Origin of the sequence: Oikeobacillus pervagus (genome assembly GCF_030813365.1) — a bacterium.
GTDB lineage: Bacteria > Bacillota > Bacilli > Bacillales > DSM-23947 > Oikeobacillus > Oikeobacillus pervagus.
Genome location: NZ_JAUSUC010000006.1, coordinates 44,338 through 59,196, shown reverse-complemented (window position 1 = coordinate 59,196; position 14,859 = coordinate 44,338). Strand labels below are relative to the sequence as shown.

Below are 14,859 nucleotides of genomic sequence, written 5' to 3'. Positions count from 1 at the left end.
GGTGATGAAATGAATATTCATAAATTTGTGATGCCAGAGGTAATTTTTGGTGCGGGTTCCCTCAAACAGGTTGGGGAGAGCTGCATACGATTAGGAGCTACAAATGTATTTATTGTGAGTGATTCTGGTGTGATAGAGACTGGGTGGTTAGAAGTTGTTATGGATGATTGTAAAAAAGCGGGGTTGAAAGTTCATACATTTTCTGATATAACGGTGAATCCGAAAGATCATGAAGTTGAAAAGGGATGTCAACTGTATGTAGAGAAAGAATGTGACGCTATCATTGGGATTGGGGGAGGGAGTGCGATGGACGCTGCAAAAGCGATTGCGATCCTTTCCACAAATGGCGGGGAGATTGAAGATTATGAAGGAGTGGATAAAATTAATAGACCACTTCCCCCATTGATCATGATCCCAACAACAGCAGGTTCGGGTTCGGAAGTTTCACAATTTTCCGTTATCGTCCATACGAAATGGAAGAAAAAAATGACAATCGTTTCAAAATCACTCGTCCCGGATATTGCCATCGTGGATCCCGATACCCTTGCAACGAAAAGTGCGTTGCTAACCGCTGCTACCGGAATAGACGTATTAACACATGGGATTGAAGCCTATGTCAGTTTGGCCGCAACCCCTTTAACAGACGTACATGCACAAAATGCGATTAAGTTAGTGGCAAATTATTTGCGTCCATCTGTCGCCTCAAAAATGAACAAGGAAGCAAAACTCCAAATGGCCATCGCTAGTTTACAGGCGGGATTAGCTTTTTCTAATGCCATTCTAGGTGCGGTCCATGCGATGTCACATACCATTGGAGGTAGGTATCCGATGCTCCATGGTGAAGTCAATTCGATTCTACTTCCACATGTAATGGAATTTAATTTACTTGCAAATCCAAAGAAGTTTTCCGAGATTGCTTACCTTTTAGGGGTTAATACCCATGGAATACCAGAAGTAGAAGCGGGAAAACAAGGAATAGAATCAATTAAACAATTACTAAAAGATATCGATGCCCCAGACAGTCTTTCGAAAATGGGGATAGAGGAAGAGGTAATTCCATTGATGAGTCAAATGGCGATTAAAGATGCATGTATGATCACAAATCCACGTGATATGACAATAAATGAACTTGAGAACTTATTCAAAAGGGCGTGGTAAAGATGCGGACGAATGACCAAGTAGAGATGATTCATCGTTTAACAGGTGTACAATCATCGAAAAAGAGTTATTATACGGAACTGAAAAAAACCGTTCGTGAATTAAAAAAAAGGAATATGCAGTTAGAAATTATTAATGATGTGACCAAAAGTTTTAATATTGACATGTCAATGGATGAGATGTTGAAAAATATTTTCGGAAAACTGAATAAAATTTTTTCTGTAAAGCGAATTAGTCTCTTTAGCTATGAAGAGGGCAATTTGACTTTATCGAATGTATACCCCTCTCATTCTACTTATTTTCAAAAAGGATACGCTCCCCCAAAGGAACATTCTATTTATTGGCGGGCGTTTGAATCAAGGAACTATCTTTTCTATCAAATTAATAAAAAAGAAGAGGAAATCTTATATGTTGAGAAACAAGCATTAACTGAATTAGATATTCAATGTGTATTGCTCCTGCCACTTATTTGTAAAGAAAAGGCGATTGGATTATTAAGTGTGGGCAGTCAACAAGTCGTTCAGTATGACCAATCAGACATTACTTTTTTTCGTCAATTAGGTGATCAATTAGCAGTTTGTATATCTAATGCTCGTCTTTACAATGAAGCCTATACAAGTAAGAAAGAATGGGAAGAGACATTCCGAGCAGTATCGGATATGATTTTTCTAGTCAATATTAAAGGTGAGATTATTCGATATAATGATGCAGTGACGGAGTTGATGGATTTAGATAAGGAGGGGGCACCTTTAGATTTTCATCAAGTATTAAAACTTGAAAGAAATGAAAGTCCTTTTGAAGAAGCGATTCTTACGAGAAAACCCGTCCATAAACAAATTCATTTTAATATGCGTGTCTGTGAATTACATTCTTACCCTGTCTTTAATGATCAACAGGAATTGTATTCTGTCATTGTTTATTTGAATGACATTACAGAAAAAAGCCAGATTGAAATGCATTTATTGCAATCCGGAAAATTAGCAGCAATCGGGGAAATGGCAGCAGGAGTTGCCCATGAGTTAAATAATCCACTCACCGCCATTCTTGGAAATGCTCAGCTTTTACTTAGAAATGTAAAAGAGGAAGATCGAACTTTTCAATTATTAAAGGATATCCATCAATGCGGGAAACGTTGCAAATCAATTATCCAAAATTTATTAACATTCTCCCGTCAGGAAGAATATTTATTTCAACAATGTTCCGTTAATGAGGCAGTGGATCAAGTATTAGGGCTAATTGGTGACCAATTGAAAAAACAACATATTTTCCTAACGAAACAACTTGACCCTCATTTACCGTTGATTGATGGCAGTGTTCAACAAATAGGGCAAGTGATTTTAAACTTATTAATAAATGCGAAAGATGCTTTAGAGGAGTGTGGGCGACCAAAAAAAGAAATGATCATTCGTTCCTTTTCATGTATTGAAGAGGGGGAGAAGTGGGTCTATCTTTCTGTAGAGGATAATGGAATCGGGATTCATCCTCATTCTTTGCAAGAGATATTTAATCCATTTTTCACCATGAAAAGTTTAGGGAAAGGGACAGGTTTAGGTTTATCAGTCAGTCTCGGAATTGCCGAAGCACATGGAGGGACAATTTCTGTTCATAGTGTTCTGGATGAAGGGAGTATATTTACTTTAAAAATACCTATCAAAGCAGACTAGAATGAGGTGGAAACATTATGATCAATGTGCTTGTCATTGATGATGAAAAAGAGGTGGGAACCTTTTTTTACCATCTACTTAAAGACAAAGGATATGCCGTGACCCTTGGCCATAGCTATAAAGATTCCCAACAAAAGATTATGGAGCGATCCTATGATTTATCCTTAATAGATGTCATGCTTCCAGATGGAAATGGAATAGATCTATTAAAGGAAATGAAGAAAACCCATCCAGCGTGTAAAGTCATTGTTATGACGGGGTATAGTACGGTGAAAACAGCTGTCGAAGCTATCAAATTTGGAGCAAGTGATTATATTGAAAAACCGTTTGATAATCTCGATGAGTTAGAAGAATTGATTGACCAGTTACTTAAACGACCGGCTACACCCATTGAAAGTGATCTTGAAATATTAGCCGATAGGGTGGGGTTCGTTATTGGCGAGCATTTGGAGATGAAACATCTTGTAAAAATTGCCTATAAAATTGCTAAGAAAAATGTAAACGTTTTAATTGAAGGGGAAACGGGAACGGGGAAAGAAGTGTTGGCTCATTTTATCCATCAGGCGAGTTTGCGCTCTGAAAATCCATTTATCAGCATGAACTGTGGAGCCATTTCAGAATCTCTTCTTGAAAGTGAATTATTTGGACATGAAAAAGGTGCCTTTACAGGTGCTTTGAAGGAAAAAAAAGGGGTCGTCGAAATCGCCAATAAGGGGACATTATTTTTAGACGAAATTGGGGAAGCTTCCATGGCCACACAAGTGAAGTTACTAAGAGTGTTGGAAACAGGTGACTACATGAGGGTTGGAGGAGAAAAAATATGTAAAACACATACCCGAGTCATCGCAGCTTCCCATGTGAATTTGGCTCATGCGGTCGCTGAGAAAAAGTTTAGGGAAGATTTATTATATCGATTGGATGTTGTCAAATTAAATATTCCCCCTTTACGTGAAAGAAAGGAAGATCTCCCCCTTTTAATCGAATTCTTTTTAAAGAAATTAGAAAGTCCTTTGACCTTTTCGAATGAGGCCATAGAATTAATGTCGCAGTACACATGGCCTGGAAATATTCGGGAACTATTTAATGTGATCAAACGTTCTGTCACCTTAGCAGAAGATGAGGTATCGATTATCACTCCGCCATTTTTACCTGATAAAATAAGACATTCAAAAATCCATCCAACGAAGCTCCTTTCAGTTCAAAAGAAAACAGATCAATATACGACTCACTTTGAGCCGTATGTAATGGATAAAGTCAAGCAAATTCTTATGAGTTGGAAAAGCGATCAAGCGATTGACTTGGATGATATTTTACAAGAAGTGAGGCAACTCGAAGACTTGATTGGAAAAGCCTTCGTTACGAAAGCATTAAAGGAAACCGTTGGAAATCGAAAAGAAGCAGCAAAAATGCTCAATATCACTGAACGAAAATTGCGATACTTATTAAAAGAAAAGGGACATTTCCATTCTTGAAATGTCCCTGAAAACAAGTGGTTTGCTCATGATGTCGTTCATTAAGGGCGATTTTCATCATGAGACAGAATATTTGATTGAAGCATAAATCTTTTTCCTTCAGCTGATTCTAAGGAGAAAACACCTCCACGCCCATTTGAAATATCAATGATTAGCTGTGAATTTTTCCAATATTCATATTGATTTACATGAATATAAAAAGAACAGCCTTCAATCTCTCCTAGTTTCCGGTCACTGGAACCGATCAGAAAATCAGATTCCTGGTAACACATAGGGGTAGAACCATCACAGCATCCACCTGAAAGATGAAAAATCAGTTGACCATGTTTCGATTTTAGCATTTGAACAAAATTTCGGGCTTCTTCTGTTACAACGAGTTGTGGATTCAAATGAATTCCCCCTTACTCTAAAAGAATCCTAGGGCATCGGGACTATAGCTAACGAGCATATTTTTTGTTTGTTGATAATGGCTAAGCATCATATGATGAGTTTCTCTTCCAATTCCGGACATTTTATAGCCTCCGAAAGCAGCATGAGCAGGATAAGCATGGTAACAGTTCGTCCATACACGTCCAGCCTGAATCCCTCTTCCAAATCGATAGGCAATATTTCCGTTTCTCGTCCAGACACCAGCCCCTAAACCATATAATGTATCATTGGCTATGTGCATAGCTTCTTCTTCATCCTTGAAAGTTGTGACTGAAACGACGGGGCCGAATATTTCCTCTTGGAAAATTCTCATGTCATTATGACCCTTGAAAACGGTTGGTTGAACGTAATATCCGTTTTCAAATCCTGAAATTTTATTTTGATTCCCACCGATCAGGCATTGGGCTCCTTCTTGTTTACCGATATCTATATAGGAAAGAATTTTTTTCATTTGTTCTGAAGAGGCTTGTGCGCCCATCATCGTTTCGGTATCTAATGGATTTCCAGTCTGAATATTTTTCACTCGCTCTAATGCTCGTTCCATGAACTGATCATAAATTGATTCCTGGATGAGGGCACGTGATGGGCAAGTACATACTTCCCCTTGATTTAAGGCAAATAGAACAAATCCTTCGATTGCTTTATTTAAATATGCATCCTCTTTTTCCATTACATCTTGAAAGAAAATATTAGGGGATTTCCCTCCTAATTCAAGGGTAACGGGGATAATATTTTGTGATGCATATTGCATAATCAATCGTCCTGTTGTCGTTTCACCAGTGAATGCAATTTTGGAAATTCGCGGATTGGACGCTAGTGGTTTCCCGGCTTCTATCCCGAATCCATTGACAATATTTAACACGCCTGGAGGGAGTAAATCCGCAATTAATTCCATTAACACCATAATCGAAGCGGGTGTTTGTTCAGCGGGTTTTAAGACAATACAGTTCCCAGCGGCAAGGGCAGGGGCTACTTTCCATGTAGCCATTAATAATGGAAAATTCCATGGGATGATTTGACCGACCACCCCAAGTGGTTCGTGAAAATGATAGGCAACGGTATGTTCATCGATTTGGCTAAGTGTACCTTCTTGCGCTCGAATCGCTCCAGCAAAATATCGGAAGTGATCAATGGCTAGTGGAATGTCTGCGTTTAAAGTTTCTCTTACGGCCTTTCCATTATCCCAAGTTTCAGCTACAGCAAGCTTTTCAAGATTTTCTTCCATCCGGTCGGCAATTTTATTTAAAATATTTGCACGTTCTGCGGGGGATGTTTTTCCCCAAGACTCTTTTGCAGTATGGGCAGCATCTAGTGCTAATTCTATATCCGCCGCTTCTGATCGTGCCACTTTACAAAAAACTTCTCCTGTAACGGGGGTAATATTTTCAAAGTATTGACCCGTTAGAGGCGGTGTCCATTCCCCATTAATGTAATTATCATATTTTTTCTTGAATTGAACCATTGAATTTGGAGTTCCTGGTTGTTGATAGATCATGAATATTGTCCCCCTTAAGCTATAAAGATTTGGGTAATATAGCTTTATATTTTAATAGATGAAACTTAAGGAGCCCCTGCAGAACAAAGAGGATTTTCATTATGATTGGCAGAGGCCAAATTATCAGTATATCTTATGGACGAAGTTTCAAAATGCGTAGATTAATCGATTGTCAGTACGATTCGACCGTTAATTTTCCCTTTTTCCATTTGTTCAAATACTTCATTGATTTTTTCTAGAGGAGCGGTTTCAATATTTGCTCGAACTTTCCCACGGGCAACAAAATCGATTGCTTCCTGCATATCTTTTCTCGTTCCTACGATGGAACCCTTTACAGTCACTCCGTTTAGAACGGTATTGAAAATAGGGATTGGCAGAGTATCGTGTGGCAATCCGACTACGACGAGGGTACCGCCGCGTTTGACAGATTGATAAGCTTGTTCGAAAGCAATTTTTGTAACAGCTACACTGATGGATGCTTGTACACCGCCGACTTCTTGATGAATAGCTTCAACCGGATCCTTCTCTAAGCCGTTAATCGCAATGTCTGCACCTAATTGTTTGGCTAATTGTGATTTCTCATCACTAATGTCTACAGCGACCACATTAAAGCCCATTGCTTTTGCGTATTGTAAGGCGATATGACCTAAACCACCAATTCCATAAATGGCCACCCAATCCCCAGGTTTGGCTCCCGAAATTTTCAACGCTTTATAAGTTGTGACACCTGCACATAAAATCGGGGCAATTTCAACTGGATCAAGGTGTTTAGGGATTCTAGCCACATAATCAGCGGGCGCTTTACAATACTCGGCATAACCACCATCAATAGAATATCCACCGTTAAGTTGATGTGGGCAAAGAGTTTCTTGGCCACTTAAGCAGTATTCACATTCTCCGCAAGCCGAATATAACCAAGGAATTCCTACTCGATCTCCAACTTTGACCGATTTAACCCCTTCACCGACCTCAGTTACAATTCCAACTCCTTCATGACCAGGAATTAAAGGCAATTTCGGTTTGACTGGCCAATCACCATGAGCAGCATGAAGATCCGTGTGACAAACTCCACATGCCTCTATTTTTACGAGAACCTCCCCGTAATCCAATGACGGCTTTTCTACCTCTTTAATTTCTAATTTTTGTTTAAATTCATTCACAACTGCTGCTTTCATTCTTCCAATCCCCTTTCAGAATGTATTCACTTTTTATATAGCAAGAACCGTGCCAATCTCTAAAATCATGATTCTATTGATTTTAATAAAAAGAATTGCCGATTTTTCGGCAATTCGATCCGAAAAAGCGCTGCTCATACCTATAAAACGTTGAATATTCCGAATATTGGTAAGATCAAAAATGGAGATTTAAAATAGTCAAAATAGAGGGAGATATTATTTATGCGAGGATGGATGTATTTTTTAGGTACATAAAAAGAGGATAACCCCATCGACCCTAAAGTGGTTTGGGCTATCCTTTAAATTTACAATTATTTTGTTAATTGATGGATTAATTGCTGGGCAGTTTTTCTCCCATTTTCAATACAATCGCCAATTCCTACACCAAAATAAGAACAGCCAGCTAATAAAATATTGGGGTAAAGAACTGAAAGGTCTTCCGTTAAGGATTGAATAATTTTCCTATGCTGGAGATGATATTTAGGCATTTGATCTTGCCATTTCGTCACTTCGACTGTTATAGGTTTCCCTTTAATATTTAAACTTTTTTCAATATCCTTTAATGCAATTTCCACGAGCTCTTCCTTAGTTAGGCGATTTAAATAGTTGAATGTTTCCTCATTTGTTTTTTTATAAAAAAGCCTTAATAATAAATGGTTCTGTTTTGAAGTATGTGTCCATTTTCTGCTTGTCCATGTACAGGCATTGCAAATTAAATCACTATGTTCAGGAACGATAAAGCCTGTTCCATCAGCTGGAAGTTGAGAATCCGGAAGATCGAATCCAAGATAGATACTAATGAGTGATGAATTGAATAACTGATTAAAATGAGTGTCTAACTTTTTATTTTGTAATAATGATTGAGCAACATTGTGGGGGGTGCTAAGAACAATATAATCTGTTTCAATGGATTCACCGTTTGCCAGTTCAATCGTGTAATTTTGTTTTGTTTGTTTAATTTTGGTTGCCTTTGTGTTTTTTAAAATTTGAATGTCTGATAGATGTTCTTCAAGGCGGTCAATGATGGTTGATAATCCGTTTTGGAAAGAAATGAATTTCTTTTTATTGCCTGATTGGAATTTCTCTTTGTTTTCTGCTAATCCTTTCATAATACTTCCATATTGATTTTTATAATCAAGAAGATAGGGTAAGGTTGTCGCTAATGTAAGTTCATTCAAACGGCCAGAATAAACGCCTGAGAGGACAGGGGCAATCTGATTTTCTACGATTTCTTTACCAAGAAATTCTTCAAGGAATAGACCGACTGAACTGTCCTTTGTAAATTCCGTATTTGTCGTGAAGAAATCTTTTAAAGCGGTCATTTTTCCTTTAGACGAGATCAATTCACTACCAAACAGCGCTTCTGGGCTCATGGGAATTCCAAAAATCGTTTCTTCAGGAATAGCTGTTAAGCAATTGTGATGATAGATAAAAGATCTCCCCGTTGCATTATTCACGATTTCATCGTGAAGCTTAAGTTCCTTAAGTAGTGAGGTGACGCCTTCTTTACGTGCAACGATCGAATCTGCGCCACTTTCAAGGATAAATTCGCCGCTCCGGATTGTTCGAATTTTCCCTCCTAAATGTTCATTCGCTTCTATTAGAATTAGTTGGATCTTCTTATTTGTTGTGCCTGTATACTTTTGTAAATAATACATCGTGGACAGCCCTGTAATCCCTCCACCGATGACAACCACTGTTTTCAAATGTTTCATCTCCTAACGTTCATGTTCGCGTTTCAGTATGTATCATTACTATTCTAAATGATGAAGAGTTGTAAACTCAATGTTTATATCATGTAATACCCGAAAAACAACAAGTTCCTGATGAAAATGAAAAAAGAACCGATTATGCTTCGGTCCTTTCCTTCTTTTGTTGTTTTTTCTTTTTTATAAAGCGGAGGAAAATAATACCAATCAATACATAGATCATAAACATAATCAGTAAGATAGGCAACCATATATTTTCCAAATCCATCACCTCTACCATTTCTTTGCCTAGTATAAAGCGATTATAGCATAGGGAGATTGCGGGATAGATGGAAATGGCAAAGTGTAGATAGTTTGTCAGAACCATAATGTTTAAAATTCCCATTGATTGAAAATATATGAATACTTGTATACTATTATAATAGCATGGGGATTCGAAACCAATTTGAAAATCATTACGGTTGAAACGAGGAGATTGAAAATGAAATGGGCGATTTTATTGGTAGTCCTGGTCTGTATTTTTTCGATTTTCGGGACTTTAATGGCGGCGAAAAAACAAGAGAAGAATTATGGTCAATCAACTGCACGCAATGTTAAAAATTTATCGATTATTTATATTTTCCTTTTTATTGCTCTCATCTTAGGAGTCATTCTTTATGCAGTAGCTATTTATTAGAAAAATAGATGGGGAGCTTCAAAGGCAGAAAAGACACTTATACAAAATAATTCAGATTGGCTGGGGGTTATTTAATCTATTCAATTATTAACGTGCATTTAGATGGTCTTCTTCAATTCTATGATAAGGAAATCTATAGTTATTTGGACATATTCTGAAAGTTCTAATTGGAGATGTGAATATCGAAAAGATGTTTATAATCACAATGACGACAATAGTTCTAATCTTCATGTAGCCTATAGAAAAAGGAATATTCAAGGTTGACAAAAAAGGGGCTGTCTCAAAAGTCCATTTTAATATGAATTTTGCCCAAATTAAAAACCCAAGAATGTTGATATGACAGCATTCTTGGGTTTTGCATTTTACCGATTTAGGCTTAGAAAACTACTTTTCGGACAGCCCCTTTTTTAAGAGATTATTTTATCTTTTCCTGCACCAATTCCAACCATTAATATAATAATAGAAATTCCTAATAACATCGTTAACGGGACGGTCCAACTATCCATTGCATCATGTAATCCACCGAATAAAACAGGTCCAACCGCCGCTAAAAGATAGCCGAACGACTGCGCCATACCAGATAGCTCTGATGCTTGTTGCCCGTCAGTTGTACGCAAACTAAAAAACATCATCGATAAACTAAAAGCACTTCCAGACCCAATCCCGATAATCACTACCCAAAAAGGGATCAAGATGGGATTTCCGGCGATTAATCCTACAATACCAACAATGAAAAATAAAGCAGTTACAGCACTAAGTAATATTTGGTTTTTCATTTTCCCTGCGATCACAGGGACGATGAAGGTAATGGGAATGATCGCAAATTGCATAAGGAAGAGCATCCACCCTGCGGAACTTGAGCTATAGTGATGCAAATGAAGGATTTCCGGTAACCATGTCATAAGTGTATAAAAAATTAACGACTGTAACCCCATAAATAAAGTAATCTTCCATGCTAGAGCTGATCGCCAAATGTTTTTACTTTTATGTTGTGGGGAAGAAGTCAAATCGGTTTGATTATTACTTTTCGACAATAATTGTGGAAGCCAAATCACCATTGCGATGAAAGACAGAATTCCCCATGAACTAAGAGCTCCTTGCCACCCTAAGCTCTTAAAAGCTGTAAGAGGAACGCTAACTCCAGAAGCGATAGCTCCAAACAAATTCATAAAAACAGCATAAATGCCAGTTACGACCCCAATCCGAAGTGGGTACTTCAATTTTATAAAACCAGGTAGTAATACATTCCCAAACGCAATCGATAGTCCGATTAGGACCGTTCCAGTAAAAAGTGAAATCGTTCCTGGAAAAGAGCGTATGAAGATTCCGATGGTAAGTAGAGTTAAAGAATAGAAGATGGTACGTTCCATTCCAAATCGATTGGCTATTTTCGGTGCAAATGGTGAGAAAAAAGCAAATGCAAGTAATGGCAAGGTTGTAATGGTCCCTGCAATAGCATTGCTAATTTCTAAATCATTGCGGATATTTGGAATAAGGGGACCGACCGAAGTTAATGGTGCTCTTAAGTTTGCCCCGATTAAAATAATTCCCATTAGTAAAAACAGTGATTTTTGATTGCTGCTATTCGTATTTTCTAATACTGTTGCATTTCCCCCCATATGTGGCTTCCTTTCTTATTCGTTAATGTTCGTTTTAACTCATCCATATAACTATTTACGTTCTTAACCGCTTGATCGGTATCTTGCGCAAGTATCGCCTCATATAGCTCTTGATGGATCTCTTTTTCATAGTCGAGAGGCGCTCTTAACATTGTTAAATCTTGAACAGAGGTATTAAGTGCGTCTGTTATATGTTCATATAGATCGATAAGCATTTGATTATGAGATGCTTGAACGACTGCCTTATGGAACAAAATATCTGCCTCGATAAATTGAATGTGATCAGAGTTCTTCGCAGCATCCCAACATTTTTTCATAGATTCCTGCAATATTTTAATATCCTGGTCATTCCGACGCTCTGCTGCCTTTTGTGCTGCTTCTCTTTCTAGCGCTAACCGAACTTCGAGTGTTTCAAAAAGATTGGCTCTTTCAATATGTCGGTGAATGGCGGCTCCTAAAGAACTAGAAGAACGCACAATTGTGCCACTTCCTTGCTTAGTTTCTAAAAGCCCCGCATGTACAAGAGCACGTACAGCTTCACGCAACGTATTTCTACTAACATCAAATTCCACCATTAGCTCCATTTCCGGTGGGATCTTTTCACCAACGGGCCAAGTTCCTGTTTCAATTAACTGTTCCATTTGTGTTGCAACTTGGTCAACTAAAGAAATTCGAGTCGCTTTTTTAATACTCATCATTTTTTGCTCCCTTTTTGAAAAATTGTAGGATGATTGGTATATACTATATATTAACGTATACTTTTGGAATTTCAAGTTTTTTAACCAAAAGATAAATTCATCAATAGAATGTGTTTCAACGTGAATTTGAGAATATATATGAGGAATTAAAAGGGGTTCCTATTGTCTATAAATAAATTGGAATGATATCTAATTTAGATTAACTATTCATATTCAATGAAATAATCATGCAAGAAAGTTAAACTAGAGTTAATACAAGAAAGGGGAGTTGTCATAATGAATCATTGGGATCAACGTTTTCGAGATAAGAAGTATGTTTATGGAACTGAACCGAATGTTTTTTTAACTGAAATGCAACCAAAACTTCACTTAACTGGGGATGCTCTGGCGATCGCAGAAGGGGAAGGGCGGAATGCTGTTTATTTAGCTGAACAGGGAATGAATGTGACGACTTGGGACTTTGCGAAATCTGGGCTTGAAAAAACAAAAAAATTGGCTGGATCAAGGGGAGTAAGCGTCCAAACTCAGCTTGTGGATCTAAATGAAGCCCAGTGGCAAGAAAATCAATGGGATGAAATTATATGTGTATTCGGTCATTTTCCGCCAGAAGTAAGAAAGAAAGCACTTCAAGGAGTGAAACAATCGATTAAACCAGGCGGTTATTTTGTGACAGAGGTTTACTCCCATTACCAAATTCCATATAACAGTGGTGGACCGAAAGTGTTAGATCTACTATATGCACCTGAAGAATTTTTACACACCTTTAAAGATTGGCGTATTCTTCACTTCTTTACGGGAGAAGTCGATCGTTACGAGGGGGAATTACATAATGGTTTATCACATGTCATTCAATTTGTTGGACAAAAGCCTGTAAAAAATCCATCCTAAAATAGGATAGTAACCGGTACAAATTGAAATAGAATGTAGAAGAGGAAGATACAATAATAATTATGGAAAGGATGAGGAAGGGGACTTTTTCTATTATTTTCTATTCTAGATTAATAGAATGAAAAGATGCTAAACAAAAAGGGATACAAGAAATATTTTTTTCGATAGCAGGAATCATTCTCTCGCATATAGAAGATTCATTTTAATACCATTTTTAAAGAATCATAGGAGGGGTTTATGACGAACGAAGTCTTATTTTCTGTAAATGAAAACGGTGTTGCCTCGATCACTCTGAATCGTCCAAAGGCATTGAATTCACTTTCTTATACCATGGTGAAAGAAATAGGTCAGAAACTGGATGAATGGAAGACAGATTCGAAAGTTCGAATTGTGATGATTCGTGGGGCAGGGGATAAAGGTTTATGTGCAGGAGGAGACATTAAAGCACTATATGAAGCTAAGTCTAGTGAAGCTGCATTGCAAAAAGCTGAAATGTTTTTTGGAGAGGAATACAAAGTAGATAGGAAAATGTATGCTTTTCCAAAGCCGATCATTGCTTGTTTAGAAGGAATAGTGATGGGAGGAGGAGTTGGTCTAACATTCGGTGCGAGTCATCGAATTGTGACAGAGCGGACGAAGTGGGCGATGCCAGAAATGAATATTGGATTTTTCCCCGATGTTGGTGCAGGGTATTTTCTAAGTAAGGCACCTGGCTATATCGGTCGTTATTTAGCCCTATCTGCCTCAATCATTGGTCCTGCGGATGTATTGTATATAAAAGCAGCCGATCTATATATGTCAAGTGATGCTTTGGAACGTTTTATTCAAAAAGTGAAGAACCTCGATTGGCATCAAGCTGATTTACCTACTTCCTTAGATCATCTTGTGACTGAATATGCAAGTTTGCCGGAAAATGAGAGTGAGCTTTCGCTTTTACAAACTGAAATAGACAAGCACTTTGCTTATACAACGATGGAAGAAATCGTTGATTCCTTAGCAGGGGAAAGCGAATTTGCCATGAGGACAAAAGAAACACTTCTTTCAAAATCGCCTGTCTCTTTAAAAGTAACTTTAAAACAACAGGTAGATGCAAAACATAAGGACTTGAGCGAATGCTTTGAAATGGATTTGATTCTCGCTAAAAGATTTATGAGACATGAAGATTTCTTTGAAGGAGTAAGATCCGTCCTAATTGACAGAGATCAATCACCTCAATACAAGTATAAGAAGCTTTCGGATGTTTCCGATGAATTTGCACAAAAATTTTTTATTCCGTTGACTAAAAATATATGAGGAAACTTCCAATACTATGAATTTCTTCCTATCATTCAAACGATAATTAAAGGATGTCCCATATTGCTAAACCTTTACTATCCTTCAAAGTAAAATTTTATGGTTGGTGTTTGGGACAATCCTTGATAGAATCATGGATATTTGATTAAAATTCTCCACATAATAATTAGTAAGCTTTTCGCATAAAGGGTGAAAATCCTGGTTTTTTTTGACAATGAACAAACCAAAAGATCATAAATGAAATACTTAGAGTATTCTTAAGCTGTGTTACTTCTTCTCTTCATTTCTCTACTACTTTATTCAAAATAACAATATTCATAATATTCAGAACCCTCAATTTTAGAATCCTTCAAAAAATAAATTTTCCCATCTAAATATCGTTGATTCAATTCATCTCAAAAAGGGATGATTTCGATGCAAAATCCATATTGGAATGATAGTTTGTACGAATCATATAATGAATCCACAGATTTTATATCTTAAAAAAGCGAGAAAGACAAGGATCTAGATCATAATATGGAATCTTATACGTATGCGTCGACCCAGGGGGTATCTATAGGGTGACTGAGGAAATAAGGATGGG

Annotated in this window: 12 protein-coding genes; 6 read left to right on the top strand and 6 right to left on the bottom strand. The window is 37.4% G+C overall.

The window, feature by feature from the left end:
* The first annotated feature begins 9 nt into the window (after positions 1–9).
* From J2S13_RS03775 to J2S13_RS03765, 3 genes are read left to right on the top strand one after another with little or no spacing between them, the layout of a single operon-like run.
* Entirely contained in the window at positions 10–1,158 is a 1,149-nt protein-coding gene (locus J2S13_RS03775; protein WP_307256372.1) for an iron-containing alcohol dehydrogenase, read from the top strand.
* Positions 1,159–1,160: 2 nt separating this feature from the next.
* Positions 1,161–2,822, top strand: coding sequence for a GAF domain-containing sensor histidine kinase (locus tag J2S13_RS03770; RefSeq protein ID WP_307256370.1), 1,662 nt, complete (start codon positions 1,161–1,163; stop codon positions 2,820–2,822).
* A gap of 17 nt (positions 2,823–2,839) precedes the next feature.
* Positions 2,840–4,294 carry a sigma-54-dependent transcriptional regulator gene (locus J2S13_RS03765; protein WP_307256369.1) on the top strand — a complete coding sequence of 485 codons (1,455 nt, stop codon included), beginning with the start codon at positions 2,840–2,842 and terminating at the stop codon, positions 4,292–4,294.
* 41 nt (positions 4,295–4,335) lie between these two features.
* Here the strand turns inward: J2S13_RS03765 and J2S13_RS03760 are convergent, their stop codons facing one another.
* The 4 genes from J2S13_RS03760 to J2S13_RS03745 all read right to left on the bottom strand — a co-directional run bounded on the left by J2S13_RS03760 (position 4,336) and on the right by J2S13_RS03745 (position 9,099).
* The gene (locus J2S13_RS03760) at positions 4,336–4,683 is read right to left on the bottom strand and encodes a DUF779 domain-containing protein (RefSeq protein WP_307256368.1); all 348 of its coding nucleotides are present in this window, start codon (positions 4,681–4,683) and stop codon (positions 4,336–4,338) included.
* Between the two features lie 17 nt (positions 4,684–4,700).
* Complete coding sequence (adh, locus tag J2S13_RS03755; protein ID WP_307256367.1) at positions 4,701–6,218, bottom strand: aldehyde dehydrogenase; 1,518 nt, start codon at positions 6,216–6,218, stop codon at positions 4,701–4,703.
* Between the two features lie 161 nt (positions 6,219–6,379).
* Complete coding sequence (adhP, locus tag J2S13_RS03750) at positions 6,380–7,393, bottom strand: alcohol dehydrogenase AdhP (protein ID WP_307256365.1); 1,014 nt, start codon at positions 7,391–7,393, stop codon at positions 6,380–6,382.
* A 311-nt stretch (positions 7,394–7,704) separates the two neighbouring features.
* Complete coding sequence (locus J2S13_RS03745; RefSeq protein WP_307256364.1) at positions 7,705–9,099, bottom strand: protoporphyrinogen oxidase; 1,395 nt, start codon at positions 9,097–9,099, stop codon at positions 7,705–7,707.
* Positions 9,100–9,583: 484 nt separating this feature from the next.
* On the opposite strand from J2S13_RS03745, the gene J2S13_RS03740 reads away from it, so the two are divergent.
* Positions 9,584–9,778, top strand: coding sequence for a hypothetical protein (locus J2S13_RS03740; RefSeq protein ID WP_307256363.1), 195 nt, complete (start codon positions 9,584–9,586; stop codon positions 9,776–9,778).
* Positions 9,779–10,185: 407 nt separating this feature from the next.
* Here J2S13_RS03740 and J2S13_RS03735 read toward each other — a convergent pair whose 3' ends face one another.
* Positions 10,186–11,397 (bottom strand): CynX/NimT family MFS transporter, encoded by a 1,212-nt coding sequence (locus tag J2S13_RS03735; protein ID WP_307256362.1) that lies wholly within the window; start codon positions 11,395–11,397, stop codon positions 10,186–10,188.
* Positions 11,373–12,092, bottom strand: coding sequence for a FadR/GntR family transcriptional regulator (locus J2S13_RS03730; RefSeq protein WP_307256361.1), 720 nt, complete (start codon positions 12,090–12,092; stop codon positions 11,373–11,375). Before J2S13_RS03730 ends, J2S13_RS03735 begins: the two co-directional genes overlap by 25 nt.
* Before the next feature lie 279 nt (positions 12,093–12,371).
* Here J2S13_RS03730 and J2S13_RS03725 point away from each other — a divergent pair, with 279 nt between their 5' ends.
* Complete coding sequence (locus tag J2S13_RS03725) at positions 12,372–12,983, top strand: SAM-dependent methyltransferase (RefSeq protein WP_307256360.1); 612 nt, start codon at positions 12,372–12,374, stop codon at positions 12,981–12,983.
* A 237-nt stretch (positions 12,984–13,220) separates the two neighbouring features.
* Positions 13,221–14,276, top strand: a complete 1,056-nt coding sequence (locus J2S13_RS03720; protein WP_307256359.1) for an enoyl-CoA hydratase/isomerase family protein — start codon at positions 13,221–13,223, stop codon at positions 14,274–14,276.
* Positions 14,277–14,859 lie beyond the last annotated feature (583 nt).